At 61.3% G+C, this 12,522-nt stretch carries 11 protein-coding genes; 8 read left to right on the plus strand and 3 right to left on the minus strand.

Going from position 1 to position 12,522, the window contains the following annotated elements; translation table 11 throughout:
- Window positions 1–331: 331 nt before the first annotated feature.
- On the minus strand, window positions 332–745 hold the full coding sequence (locus tag AB0G08_RS10500; RefSeq protein WP_358085943.1) for a hypothetical protein: 414 nt from the start codon (window positions 743–745) through the stop codon (window positions 332–334).
- Window positions 746–1,809: 1,064 nt separating this feature from the next.
- Here AB0G08_RS10500 and hsdR point away from each other — a divergent pair.
- The 5 genes from hsdR (at window position 1,810) to AB0G08_RS10525 (ending at window position 9,832) form a co-directional block, all read left to right on the plus strand.
- Window positions 1,810–4,263 carry an EcoAI/FtnUII family type I restriction enzme subunit R gene (gene hsdR, locus AB0G08_RS10505; protein ID WP_358085945.1) on the plus strand — a complete coding sequence of 818 codons (2,454 nt, stop codon included), beginning with the start codon at window positions 1,810–1,812 and terminating at the stop codon, window positions 4,261–4,263.
- A gap of 2 nt (window positions 4,264–4,265) precedes the next feature.
- Window positions 4,266–5,723, plus strand: coding sequence for a class I SAM-dependent DNA methyltransferase (locus tag AB0G08_RS10510; RefSeq protein WP_358085947.1), 1,458 nt, complete (start codon window positions 4,266–4,268; stop codon window positions 5,721–5,723).
- 20 nt (window positions 5,724–5,743) lie between these two features.
- Complete coding sequence (locus tag AB0G08_RS10515) at window positions 5,744–7,378, plus strand: restriction endonuclease subunit S (RefSeq protein WP_358085949.1); 1,635 nt, start codon at window positions 5,744–5,746, stop codon at window positions 7,376–7,378.
- 833 nt (window positions 7,379–8,211) lie between these two features.
- Window positions 8,212–9,159: a hypothetical protein gene (locus AB0G08_RS10520; protein WP_358085951.1), complete on the plus strand. Its 948-nt coding sequence runs from the start codon at window positions 8,212–8,214 to the stop codon at window positions 9,157–9,159.
- Window positions 9,160–9,265: 106 nt separating this feature from the next.
- A complete protein-coding gene (locus tag AB0G08_RS10525) occupies window positions 9,266–9,832 on the plus strand; it encodes an HD domain-containing protein (RefSeq protein ID WP_358085953.1) in 567 nt (188 codons plus the stop codon).
- Here AB0G08_RS10525 and AB0G08_RS10530 read toward each other — a convergent pair.
- Window positions 9,820–10,290: an NUDIX domain-containing protein gene (locus AB0G08_RS10530; RefSeq protein ID WP_334607477.1), complete on the minus strand. Its 471-nt coding sequence runs from the start codon at window positions 10,288–10,290 to the stop codon at window positions 9,820–9,822. The two genes, AB0G08_RS10525 and AB0G08_RS10530, sit on opposite strands and share 13 nt — an antisense overlap.
- Window positions 10,291–10,294: 4 nt before the next feature.
- Window positions 10,295–11,053 carry an XRE family transcriptional regulator gene (locus tag AB0G08_RS10535; protein WP_334607476.1) on the minus strand — a complete coding sequence of 253 codons (759 nt, stop codon included), beginning with the start codon at window positions 11,051–11,053 and terminating at the stop codon, window positions 10,295–10,297.
- Window positions 11,054–11,230: 177 nt separating this feature from the next.
- On the opposite strand from AB0G08_RS10535, the gene AB0G08_RS10540 reads away from it, so the two are divergent.
- The 3 genes from AB0G08_RS10540 to AB0G08_RS10550 all read left to right on the plus strand — a co-directional run bounded on the left by AB0G08_RS10540 (window position 11,231) and on the right by AB0G08_RS10550 (window position 12,418).
- On the plus strand, window positions 11,231–11,551 hold the full coding sequence (locus AB0G08_RS10540) for a hypothetical protein (protein WP_089003163.1): 321 nt from the start codon (window positions 11,231–11,233) through the stop codon (window positions 11,549–11,551).
- 227 nt (window positions 11,552–11,778) lie between these two features.
- A complete protein-coding gene (locus AB0G08_RS10545; protein ID WP_358085955.1) occupies window positions 11,779–12,207 on the plus strand; it encodes a DUF3307 domain-containing protein in 429 nt (142 codons plus the stop codon).
- A 28-nt stretch (window positions 12,208–12,235) separates the two neighbouring features.
- Window positions 12,236–12,418 carry a hypothetical protein gene (locus AB0G08_RS10550; RefSeq protein WP_334607474.1) on the plus strand — a complete coding sequence of 61 codons (183 nt, stop codon included), beginning with the start codon at window positions 12,236–12,238 and terminating at the stop codon, window positions 12,416–12,418.
- The last annotated feature ends 104 nt before the right edge of the window (window positions 12,419–12,522 follow it).

Here is a 12,522-nt window from a genome sequence, read left to right on the forward strand (position 1 = left end):
GAACGGAAAGATCCACTCCTGGCGGGCCGCCGAGATCACCTGCACCCGGACATGATCCACCATGGACCGGCCGTCAGTTACGAGACGTCCCTTAGCCTTCTATCTCTTCCAGCTATCGAGGAGCCTGAGCCGCGCCAACTTGGCTGGACTGGTTGAACGCTTACGGCCGGGGTAGCGGTACCGCCGGGGCGGGCGGGGTGGCAGCAGCGGTGCGATCTCGGCCCACAGGTCGTCCGAGACGATCCACGGCGGCTGCTCTCCCTTCCTCATGTCCAGACAGAATGATCCTCACGTCCCGAGGACACGCCCACCATCATTCCGTTAGGAGTCGTTAGACGCCGACCGGGCTGCCGGCGTCAGCCGGTGGGTCGGTGCGACCCCGGGCCTGCCGGGCCCGCCAGGAGCGCTCGACCAGCGCCACGACGAGTAACCAGATCCCCATCCCCAGGCCGGCCCAGATGCGTCGCATCGGAGCGAACGCTTCGGCGTCCTTGGCCCAGTCCCGCTCTTCGAGGTAGACGACGGTCATCCTCTCCCCGACCCCTGGAGTCCCCTTCCAGGCCCACAGCTCCGTCTCGTGCCCCGAGGCGAGCCGGACCCGGACGAGGTCGGAGCGACCGACGTGCCGTGCCCTGACGACCTCGGCCGGCGTGCTGACGCCGTTCGCGCTGAGATAGAGACCCTGGCCGATCGTAAAGAGCGCCCAAGTGACCAGCAGCGCACCGCTGAGCACGAGCGCCAGCATCCGCCGTCTCGGGTTGGCGGTGAACGGGCCTGACGTTGACGCAGGCTGAGGGTGCGGGGTGACCATCGCCCCAGCGTGTCACCCACCGGCAACGGGGTGCGGTGGGCCCGGCGGGGCCCGGCGCGGCCACCCCGTTCGAGTAGGACGAGGAGCGGACCCATCGTCACCATCGCGGCTGACCCCTGCCTACTTGGTGTGGAAGCGGGCCGGCACGAGGATCTTCAGCTCAACCGCCCAAGATCATTGCACGTATTTGCACGGAGGGCTGCGAACGGCGGCTTCGGGTGGCATCTGGTTGCACAGGTCGACCGATCGACACAGGGACGTATCCGCAGGTCAGGAAGCGTTTTTGCTGATCTTCGAGGTGCCCCCGGCAGGATTCGAACCTGCGACACACGGTTTAGGAATTCTCGGCCCTGCGCGTCGCACGGGCCTGTCACCTGCTGTTGCCGCTGGCGGAGGCCCTGCCCTGCCCCCAGTCGTTGACCGTCGTTACCCGTCGGCAACCGTCGAATCGGGCACGCAACGGGCACACGCCATCCTCTGCCGAGACGTCTCGCTTACAAGCTCTGTGCACCGCGTCCGCACAGGTCCGGGAACGGCTGCAAGCTCGAAGCGTCGTCCGCGCCGCCCCTCGCCAGCGTGCTGCCGTCCGGCGCGGTTGCTGTCAGCGTTGCTGTCGACAGCCCTCCGCCGGCGACTCCGGCCGGCCCCCGCTGGGAGGTTACGGACACACAACCTGTCGGGTGTGTCCCAGTTCATGCCAGGCGAAAGCAAAGGGGCGCGCCTCTCATAGTGGTTGCACTCTAGGAAGGCTCGCCGGAACATGATCAGTGCGACCATGTCACCCGCGACATACGACCGTCAGCCTGACACACTCTCCCCATGGGACTCGATCTAATCCCGCCTCCCATCGCAGGAGCGCGTAGTGGCCGCCTGCTTCGCAGCCTGTCGGTAGGTGGTTCGAGTCCAACCCCATCTCTGCTCGCTCAGTTGAGCATGATCCGGGCCTTTTGCTCACCCCTACGCTGCTGCCCTAGCAGCTACTCTGCTGAGGATTTTCCATGGATAAACGGCTCCTCAATGAAAGAGACATCTGCACCAAGTTTATAACTCCCGCCCTAAGACAGGCGGGCTGGGACGAGATGACGCAGATCCGCGAGGAAGTCCGTTTCACTAAGGGAAGAATCACCGTCCAAGGAAAGTGGATAGCCCGCGGCAAAGGCAAGCGAGCCGACTACATCCTTTACTATAGGCCGAATATGCCGATCGCCGTAGTGGAGGCAAAGGACAACAAGCATGCAGTCGGTGACGGCATGCAGCAGGCGCTCGACTATGCCGAGACACTCGACATCCCTTTCGCCTTCTCCTCCAACGGGGACGCCTTCCTGTTCCATGATCGAACAGGCGGCAGCCAACGCCTTGAAACCGAGCTGGAGATGGAGGCCTTCCCTTCCCCGGCTGCCCTTTGGCAAAAATATTGCGCTTGGAAGAAGTTGAGCACTACCGACGAGCGCCTCATATTGCAGAAATACTTTGACGACGGCAGCGGGAAGGTGCCACGGTACTACCAGGTCACCGCTGTTAATCGAGCACTCGAAGCTATCACAAAGGGTCAAAATCGACTGCTTCTTGTAATGGCAACGGGAACGGGAAAGACTTACACTGCTTTCCAAATCATATGGCGACTCTGGAAGTCTGGGCGCAAGAAGCGGATCCTATTCCTGGCCGACCGCAACATTCTAATCGATCAAACGATGGTTAACGATTTCCGACCCTTCGGTGCAGCGATGGCTAAGCTCAGCACCAGGTCGAGGACGATTGATCGCAACAGAGGAAAAGGTCCGGGTGCCGAGAACCCCGTGGGCGGGAAGCGCAGCATCGACACGGCCTTTGAGGTGTACTTGAGCCTGTACCAAGCGATCACAGGGCCCGACGATCGGCAGAAGTTATACCGCGAGTTCACGCGGGGATTCTTCGACCTTATCGTAGTTGACGAGTGCCATCGCGGTAGCGCTGCGGAAGACTCAGCGTGGCGGGAGATCCTAGAATACTTCTCCGATGCTACCCAAATAGGGTTGACCGCAACACCTAAAGAAACTGAGTACGTTTCAAACATTGCTTATTTCGGCGATCCTGTTTATTCGTATTCGCTCAAGCAAGGCATCTCGGACGGGTTCCTTGCCCCCTATAAGGTGGTCAAGGTCAGCATTAATGTGGACTTGGACGGCTATCGGCCGGGCAAGGGGACCTATGACCGCTACGGTCAAGAAGTCGAGGATCGAACCTACGGAGTAGATGACTTTGACCGAAAGATCGTGATCGATGACCGCACGAGGCTCGTGGCGGAGAAAATAACCGACTTTCTTAAGCAGAGTGGCGACCGATTCCAGAAGACCATCGTCTTCTGCGTTGACCAAGAACACGCCAGCCGCATGCGTCAAGCCCTTATAAATGCGAACAGAGATTTGTGTTCGGTCAACCATCGGTACGTTATGCGCATTACTGGTGGAGACGTGGCGGGTAATGCGCAACTAAGCAACTTCATAGACCCGGAATCTGCATATCCCGTCATCGTTACGACTTCACGGTTATTGTCGACGGGCGTAGACGTCCAAACCTGCCGTCTTATTGTAATTGACCGCCCGATTGGCTCCATGACAGAGTTCAAACAGATTTTGGGGCGAGGCACTCGGGTGCATGAAGATACGAACAAGTTCACATTCACTGTTCTAGACTTCCGTGGAGCAACCAGCCATTTCGCTGACCCTGGCTTCGACGGCGAACCAGCCCAGGTCTACGTCCCTGGCAAAGACGGGTGCCTCGTGCCTCCGGACGATGCCTCTACTACTGACGCCTCAACATCTGACCGAGATGATAACGGCAGCGAAGATCACAAAGAGTCGCCGCAGCCTCCTGACGTGAGCTTTCCAAAGGGCAGAGTCCACCGCCAGAGGAAGCTACATATTAACGGAATCGAGGTAACGATTAGCGATGAGCAGGTGGAATACCTTGACGACAGAGGGCTACCCGCAACCCGAAACATCTACGAATTCGCGGGTGCAGCACTTAGAGAACGGTTTTCTACAATCGACGAGTTTTATGACGAATGGCGTTCTGCCGATAACAAGCAGGCCGTCCTTGACAAACTGAATTCACAGGGTTTGCCGATGGATGCACTGATTGAGGCTGTCGGCGAGAACCTCGACCCCTTCGATTTCGTCTGTCACGCAGCTTTCGGGATGCCAGCTATGACTAGGAACGATCGTGCTGGTAGGCTGCGCGAGCGCCAGGTCCTAGACCGGCACCAGTCGCTCGCCCGACTAGTCCTTGAAGCACTAGTCGAGAAGTATGAAGCAGAGGGTGTGTTGGACCTTAAGAATCCTCGGATACTTCAGATCGCGCCGTTCTCTTCGATGGGAACACCGGTCCAGATCGTCAGAGCATTCGGCACTCGGACCGATTTCGTTCGAGCGGTAGACGAGATCCAGCTCGCTCTTTACCCGGAGGCTAGCTAAGAATGTCAGTACGCACAACGGTCAAAGCGATCCAGGACATCATGCGGCAGGACGTCGGAGTTGATGGCGACGCACAACGCATCTCGCAGCTCTGCTGGATGTTCTTTCTCAAGATTATTGACGACCAGGACATTCAGCTTGAGCTCCTTCAGGAGGATTATCGGTCTCCCATTCCCGAGCCGCTCAGGTGGAGGGCTTGGGCGGCCGACCCTGAAGGGATCACGGGAGACGCTCTTCTCGATTTCGTCAACGGACAGCTCTTCCCTCAATTGAAGGAACTCCCTGTAACGGCGAACAGCGGCAACCGTGGGCGTGTGATCCGTAGCGTCTTCGAGGATGCGTTTAACTACATGAAATCGGGCCAGCTGATTCGGCAGGTGATCAATAAGATCAACTCCGTCGACTTCAACGACCTAGCAGAACGACAGCACTTCGGCGATATCTATGAGCAGCTGCTGAATGACTTGCAAAGTGCAGGAAACGCTGGCGAGTACTACACGCCGAGGGCGGTTACCGCCTTTATGGCGGAGCGCACCGACCCTAAGCCTGGCGAAAGTCTGCTCGATCCGGCATGTGGCACGGGGGGATTCCTTACTTGCTCCATTCGCCACATGAGAGACCATTACGTCAGGACTCCTGACGACGAGCGTCGCATGCAACAGGCACTTAGAGCTGTTGAGAAGAAGCAACTCCCTCACATGCTGTGCGCTACAAATTTGCTCCTGCATGGTATAGAAGACCCAAGTTTTGTCCGACATGACAACACGCTCGCCCGCCCTTATGTGAGCTATTCCGCGAAAGATCGATTTGACATCATCCTCAGCAATCCACCCTTCGGGGGGAGAGAAGAAGACGGCATTGAGTCGAACTTTCCCAGGCAGTTCCAAACTAAGGAAACAGCGGACCTGTTCCTAGCGCTAATCATTCGCCTCCTTAAGCCTGGCGGTCGGGCAGCGGTGGTCTTGCCTGATGGTTCGCTTTTCGGAGAGGGAGTGAAGGCTCGCCTGAGGGAGCATCTCATGAACGAGTGCAACCTCCACACGGTCGTTCGCCTGCCCAACAGCGCTTTCAGGCCATACGCGAGCATCGGCACTAATCTGCTTTTCTTTGAGAAGGGCGAACCCACCAAGGAGACTTGGTTTTACGAACATAGGGTGCCCGCAGGCCAGAAGGCCTATTCGATGACCAGGCCGATTCGGACCGAGCACTTTCAAGAATGCGTTGACTGGTGGGGTGGTGCCTCGCGTCATGACCGCGTAGAGACAGCCTTTGCTTGGAAGGTCACAGCCGACGACGTCAGGAAGCGGGGGTACAACCTCGACTTCAAGAACCCCCACGTTGTAGAGGACTCGCGCGAGGACCCAGAAGAGGTCCTGGTTGAGCTACAGGCAGCAGAAGAAAGAGTGGCTGCCACCCGTGACCAGCTACGAACCGCGCTCGCGGAGGCGCTACTCCGGTGAATTCGACACACCTATTTCAGATGATGGATCAGATCAGCGAAGCACCAGGTGCCGTACTGGAGCTACGCCGCTTCGTCCTTGACCTAGCCATGCGGGGCAAGTTAGTCGATCAGGACCCTCAGGATGAGCCTGCGTCCGAACTGCTACGCAAGGCCAAAGAAGCCAAGGATAAGCTGGGAGCTGCCAGACGGCCGGTCCGCCAAGCGTCACGGCGGTTCGCGAGCCAGGAAAATCGCTTTAAGCTACCCTCGGGCTGGGTTCTTTCGACACTAGGCGATCTGACAGTCAAGATCACGGACGGTGCCCATAAAACTCCGACATACGTCGACAAGGGGGTGCCTTTCGTCTCGGTCAAGGACTTTAGCAGCGGTTCCCTGAGCCTAGCGAGCACTCGATTTATACCTTACGAAGAGCACGCCCAGCTCTACAAGCGATGCGATCCACGTCGTGGCGACATTCTGATCGGCCGTATTGGTACGATCGGCAAAGCAGTGCTTGTCAACACTGACGTCGAGTTCAGTCTCTTCGTCAGTGTTGGGCTGATACGGTTCAGTCACGAAGTCATGCTTCCCGAGTTCTTCCGAATGCTGCTTAACTCGCCCCCCACTGAGGCGGAGTTCGATCGAATTAAGATCGGCGGCGGCACACATACAAATAAGTTGAACTTGAGCGACCTCCACTCCGTGGTGGTGGCCCTTCCTCCGATCGCGGAGCAGGAGAGGATTGTGGCCAAGGTTCAGGCGACAATGGAGCTGTTGGACAAAGTGGAGGCTGCAAGGGTCGAGAAGAGGAAGCTAGGCAATCGATTCACTACTTCTTCCTTTGCGAAACTCACTGAATTGGCTGGCTCCGATGTCGCAGGCTTCGTGGAACACTCCCGCTTTTGTATGGATAACCTGACACGCCTCACAGCGACCGACGAGCAGGTAGAGGCCGCTCGGGGAGTCTTGGGCGATCTGGCCGTGCGCGGCAGGCTGGTTCAACAGAATGAGGCTGAGGAGTCGCCACGAGAGTGGCTTGATGACTCGAAGATCGTCGACAGCGCCGGCGAGCCCTACTCAATCCCCGAGTCATGGGCTTGGGTAAGAGTCGGCGAGATTGGTGTAGCCCGCCTAGGCAAGATGCTCGACAAGGCAAAGAACAGAGGTGTGTCCCGGCGCTACCTGCGCAACGTTAACGTGCGCTGGTTCGACTTCGACCTCTCGGATGTTCGAGAAATGCCCATCGAAGACTCCGAAGTGGAAGTACTCGCTCTTGAACCCGGCGATGTGCTTGTTTGTGAAGGTGGCGAGCCCGGACGAGCTGCGGTCTGGGATGGGCGCGAGACTGAGATGTACTTTCAGAAGGCCCTACATCGGGTACGCTTTCCTAGAGGAGTTGATCCTCGCTATTTTGTGACAGTCCTGCGGGTAGCGGCCAGAGACGGCAGAATCCTGTCCCATGTGACGGGCGTGACGTTCAAGCACCTCACTGGCAGGGGCCTCTCGTCCCTACTCATTCCCCTTCCGCCCCTTCTCGAACAACATCGCATCATGCAACGGCTGGACATACTCAACCATTCGATCGATCTATTGAAGGCCGAGATCGGGGTCGCCGATTCTTCGCGCGACCGCCTACTTAGAGCGGTCCTGCACGATGCCATTGGCGGTATCTGAGGAATGAAATGGCTGTCGCTGCTTGGTTCCGATCAGCAGACGCTAGCTAGCCTCAACCACCGGTTGCCATCCCGTTCGCCGTCGACCCGCCCCTCAGGGAGCGGGCCACCGCCCGGTGCGCCACGTCAAGCGGGCCTTGACGCTCGTTCGGACGCTGGCGCGCCGGGCGGTGGACTGCTCGGCTTGCCCGGGTCGACTGCGGGCGGGATGGCCTCCCGCAACCACCCACGGGCCCGGCGCTCGCCGACGATCTTCGGCCATCCTGGAGCCGGAGCGCCCCTGCCGGAGGCGCTCTAACCGCGCCCCCGCGACCGCCCCCAGCTCGCCGACGCGGCCGGCGTCCACCCCCCTACGCCGCGCGGGCTCGTGGCCGCGCGGCCCGGCCGGCTGCCGGCCCACCACACCACCGGTCAACGCTGCTGTCGTGCTGCGGCGGCTTACCCGGGCTTCCCGCTTCCCGCGCCAGCCGCCAGGCGTGTTGCGTGGCCGGAGTCGGAGCGCCAGCGGAGCGACGGACGCGCGCCCAGGCGGCGGCGCGTGCGGCCCGTTCAGGGCCGCCTTGAAGACGTACAGAAAGTTTGAACCACTTCGCCGGCAGGCGGCCGTGCGTGTGTCCGGCCTGCACAGCTAGGTGGTCGAGATGATGGCGCTGCATCGCCGCCGCTACTACGGCCGACGGATGCTCACTATGCCCCTGACGGTCTCAGTGGGACGCTGTACTCATGGCCCAGGACCAAGACACACCCGCGTGCAACCCAGCGCTCGATGACGCCCCCGCCCGTCGTGCGGAGGCGCAGCTAATCAGCTCAGCGGCTGGATGGATGCGCGAGGCGATGAACGCCTGGATCTCAGACGCTTTCGGGAAGGTAGCCGTCCTCGCTCCGCTCGCCGTTGAGCATCTGGGCAAGGCTGTGCTGTGGCGCAAGAACCCGGTTCTTGTTGTGCCCTTGTCCTCTGAGCACGAAGCCTCCTTGTTTACCCTCGCCACTCAACCCGACCTGACATCCCCGAAGCTTCGGACCGTTGGCCTCGCCATCCTCCTTCGTCGCCTCGACCAACTCCTTGATGGTGGGCTTCCGATCGATTCGAAGCGGCGGACTCGCATGGTAGAGGTGCGGAACGGTGCCATGCACGTCGGGTTGCCAGCGGAGTCCAGACACATTCTGATGGACTGCGTTACGGTCTGCGGTGTTCTCCTTGGGCACTTAGGAGAGGATCCCCGGGCCTTTTACGGGGACCACCACGTGAACGCGCGCACGCTGCTCGACGCGAAGCGCACGGAGGTAGGACACCGTGTTGCAGCCAAACTTGCAAGAGCACGTCGCCGCCTCAACGACCTAGAAGAACGCCTCGGCGACGAGATGTTTAGCGACACCACCGAGAGACTTGAGGAACTAGCGGCTGATGTGCTGGATCCTGAGGACTTCGGCACTGGGTTGTGGGCAATTGACGCCGATTGCCCAGAGTGCAAATCACGTGGGCGGCTGTTTGGCGATGTGGACGTGGATTACGACGTCGATTTTGACGTCGAGCCACTAGGCAACGGCGAGTATGAATCATACGCGATCGGTGGCTGGTCGGTGGAGTTCTCTCCGCAGGCATTTGCCTGCAATGTCTGCCGGTTGATTCTACAAGGCCCCGAGGAGCTAGCCGAGGGTAAGCTTCGATCCTCTCGCCATGTCATTGACATCCAGGATCTTGGTGAGGATTTCGATCCTGCGCACTTTTCTGAGGTGAAGTACGGCATCCCAGACGAGCCCCGAGGGCTGTGGCCCGCCTAGACGTCACGCGCGTCCGCCAGATGATCTGCGACGGTGGTCGGCGTCGGGTCGTCGGCCCCGCGAACACGGGATGGCGTGGGCTGGGTGCTCTCCGTACGCTGACGTCATGGTCGTTCTCGTCGATACCGCCCGGGAAGTTGCGCGTCATCTGTTGGAGACTCCGTTGCCTCGTCGGTGGAGTCACGTCCAGGCGGTGGCCGCCAAGGCGGACAGAATCAGCGGGGCGGTTCCGGTCGAGGATCGTGCGGTGCTCGTGGCCTCGGCGTGGCTGCATGATGTGGGCTACAGCCCTGATCTGGTCGACACCGGCTTCCACTCCCTCGACGGTGGCCGTTGGCTGCGTCGTGAACGGTTCGATGAGCGGATCTCCGCCCTGGTGGCTCATCACTCGTGCGCGTGGCTGGAAGCCGAAGAGCGCGGGCTCGGTGAGGTCCTGGCCGCCGAGTTCCCTCGGGAGGAAACCGCGGTGACTGACGCGCTCTGCTTCTCGGACATGACGACCGGGCCGGACGGTCAGGACTTCGAGGTGTTGGAGCGGTTGGCGGAGATCCGGTCGCGGTACGGGCCGGAGCACCTGGTGACTCGGTTCATCTGCCGGGCGGAACCGGAGATGGTCGCCGCTGTGCAACGGACTCAGCGCCGATTCTCGGGCAGCGTCGCTCAGCCGATGTAGGGCTCGGGGCGTTCCTCGTAGCCGTGGGTGATGCGGAGCAGGGTCGACGGGTGGATGTCGAGCGCGCCCAGCTCGTCGCGGGCGACCCATCGGACGTTGCTTGACTCGTCACTCGGCGTCGGGGTGCCGCCGACGGGTACCGCTCGGAGGCAGAGCGAGAACTGCTGTCGTACCTCACCGTCGGAGTAGGCGACTACGTGGCGAGGGTCGGAGTAGACGCCGACCATCCCGGTCACCTCGACCCGTACGCCGGTTTCCTCCTGGGTCTCCCTGACCGCGGTTCCTGCGACCGACTCGCCGATCTCCTGGCCACCTCCAGGCAGTGACCACAGGCCGTTGTCGGTGCGCTGGATGAGCAGCACCCGGCCGGCCTCGTCTCGGGCGAAGACGGAGACCGCCACCACGATGCTGTTGGCCTTCGGCGCGTTCGGGTCGTGGTAGTGCTCGGTTCTCGCCATGGCCCTAGGCTGCCACCTCGCTGCCCGGCTGGGGCTTCGAGGCCTTCCGGACCCGGTCGAAGCTGTCGGAGTAGGTGCCGAACAGGTCGCCGCCGTTGAGCCGCCGCAGGTGCATCACGGGTGCGTGAGGTGCGTGGCGCCCGAGTACGTGCATGTTGACCAACATCTCGTCATCGAACCGGTAGATCGAGTTGTACAACGTCGTGTCGTGGTAGAGCACCGTCACCCCGGGCGCGCCTTCGAGCCGGTTGTAGTACTGCTGGACTTGGCCGATCTTCGCGGCCATGAGGCCGGGCGCACCCTCCTCGACGCTTCTCCGCTCGATCGCCTCACTGGTCGGGTCACCGAGCAGAATCGTCACCTCGACGCCGTCAATACCCTTTTGACGCAGGACGTCGATAAGCCTCGGGTCCTGCTCCACGAGGAAAAGACCGGCGTAGGCCAGGATGTCAATCCGCTCCTCTGCTCGCTCGATCAGGCGACCCCAGAGGTCGTACGGTACGGAGGATCGCCGGGAGTAGATCTGGAGCAACTCGCTCTGTCCGATTCTCGACGCCCTCTCCGGCGTCACCGCCTTGGGCCAGAGGTAGGGGACGTCTTCGCGCACCACGGCCGCGATCGCGTGCCGGTGACGTGGATAGGGAGTCCGGTCTTGGGTGATCCACCGCTCTACCGTCTTTGGGTCGACACCGATTTTTTCGGCCACCGTGCCCGGGGTCAGCCCATTGCGCAGGATGGCATCGCGTAGCCGGTCGTTTGCCATTCGACCCTCCTCAAGGGACGACTAGGGACGAGTAGACAGTAACCTAGACGTCCCATAGTCGTCCAGCTCATGGGATGGGGTGTCCTCCGCTTTTCGAGAGCCTTATCCGCAGAGGCCACGAGCAAGAGTCCACCGGGGACAAGCTCAACAACTGGCCCGAGACACAGGAGGTTTCTCGTGAAGCTGTACGTGGACACCCAGAGCAAGCAGGTTCAGGTGACGAAGGACCCGGAGCCGAAGAACGACCAGAACGGCAATCAGCGGTCGGAGAAGAACACTGGCCGGCTCATGTGGTCGACTCAGGTCTTCGTTCTCGACGAGACTGGCGGCGAGATCATCACCATCACCACGGCGGGTGAGAAGCCGGGCGTGACGGTGGGACAGCTCGTCGCTGTCGAGCAGTTGGAGGCCATCCCGTGGGCGACCAACGGGCGTAACGGCGTCGCGTTCCGTGCGATCTCGCTGAAGCCGAAGGCTGGCACCTCGGCGGCAAAGTAGGTCCTTCGCTCACCCGTGCTGTGTGAGCCTCTGGTGTCGTACGTGAAGCGGCCTGATGGTCCGCTGATCTGATCCATCGGTCCGGGAGTGTTTCTGGCTCCTACTCTCCCGGCCCTGGCAACCGATGGTTGCCCTTTCGATATGGCGCGGGGTCGGTACTGGCTCCTACACCTGCCGGCCCCGCCTGCCTTTCCAACCCGTCTGCCCACACGCTGGGAGTGGTTGCCATGCTCGTTTCCGCTGTCGTGTTCGCCGTTGTCGCGGCGACGTTCTCCGCCGGTCACCAGGTGGCCGATCACGTGTTCGGCCAGTCCGACAAGCAAGCCGCCCACAAGGCCGCGCCGGGCTGGCACGGCTGGCGTCATCTCTTGGGCCACGTGCTGGCCTATCACCTCGTGGTGGCGGTCATGCTGGCCGTCGCCATCGCCGCGCTGGACCTGCCCGTCACCGCCCTCGGCGTGAGCGCCGGCATGGGTTTCTCGGCCGTGTCTCACGCGTTGCTCGACCGGCGTTGGCTGGTGCGTTGGCTGCTCATCCACACCGGCAGCCCCGATTTCGCCGACCGGCAGTCGCCGATCTGCGGCATGTACCTGGCAGATCAGTCCCTGCACTCGGCGTGCCTGTGGGTGTCCGCCCTGCTCGTCGCCTGTCTCTGAACCCCTCACACCAAAAGGAGGCCCTGACGTGGCCCGCAAGTTCATCTTCGCCACCGACCCGAACGGCCGATCGCATGAGGTGAAGGCCGATCCGAAGCACATCGACCGTCAGAAGCGCGACCTGGAACGCGCCGGCAACGAGGTCGTCGTCCTCGACGAGGACGAGCGCATCCGCATGGGCCTGATCGCCCAACAGCTGCGTAACCGCTGACCCCGGTCAGCACCCAGGTAATCGAGCGCGGGGCCGGTACTGGCTCCTACACCTGCCGACCCCGTGCTCTCCAACCCATCCACCCCAACTCGCGATTGGGAGGA

The organism is Micromonospora sp. NPDC023644 (assembly GCF_040640115.1).
Classification (GTDB): domain Bacteria; phylum Actinomycetota; class Actinomycetes; order Mycobacteriales; family Micromonosporaceae; genus Micromonospora.

Excerpts from the sequence above, each read along its gene's own strand:
- AB0G08_RS10530 (WP_334607477.1), bottom strand. The coding sequence starts at position 10,290 with ATGGCGAGAACCGAGCACTACCACGACCCGAACGCGCCGAAGGCCAAC.
- AB0G08_RS10500 (WP_358085943.1), bottom strand. The coding sequence starts at position 745 with ATGCTGGCGCTCGTGCTCAGCGGTGCGCTGCTGGTCACTTGGGCGCTC.
- AB0G08_RS10510 (WP_358085947.1), top strand. The coding sequence starts at position 4,266 with ATGTCAGTACGCACAACGGTCAAAGCGATCCAGGACATCATGCGGCAG.
- AB0G08_RS10545 (WP_358085955.1), top strand. The coding sequence starts at position 11,779 with ATGCTCGTTTCCGCTGTCGTGTTCGCCGTTGTCGCGGCGACGTTCTCC.
- AB0G08_RS10535 (WP_334607476.1), bottom strand. The coding sequence starts at position 11,053 with ATGGCAAACGACCGGCTACGCGATGCCATCCTGCGCAATGGGCTGACC.
- AB0G08_RS10515 (WP_358085949.1), top strand. The coding sequence starts at position 5,744 with ATGATGGATCAGATCAGCGAAGCACCAGGTGCCGTACTGGAGCTACGC.
- AB0G08_RS10525 (WP_358085953.1), top strand. The coding sequence starts at position 9,266 with ATGGTCGTTCTCGTCGATACCGCCCGGGAAGTTGCGCGTCATCTGTTG.
- AB0G08_RS10520 (WP_358085951.1), top strand. The coding sequence starts at position 8,212 with ATGAACGCCTGGATCTCAGACGCTTTCGGGAAGGTAGCCGTCCTCGCT.
- hsdR (WP_358085945.1), top strand. The coding sequence starts at position 1,810 with ATGGATAAACGGCTCCTCAATGAAAGAGACATCTGCACCAAGTTTATA.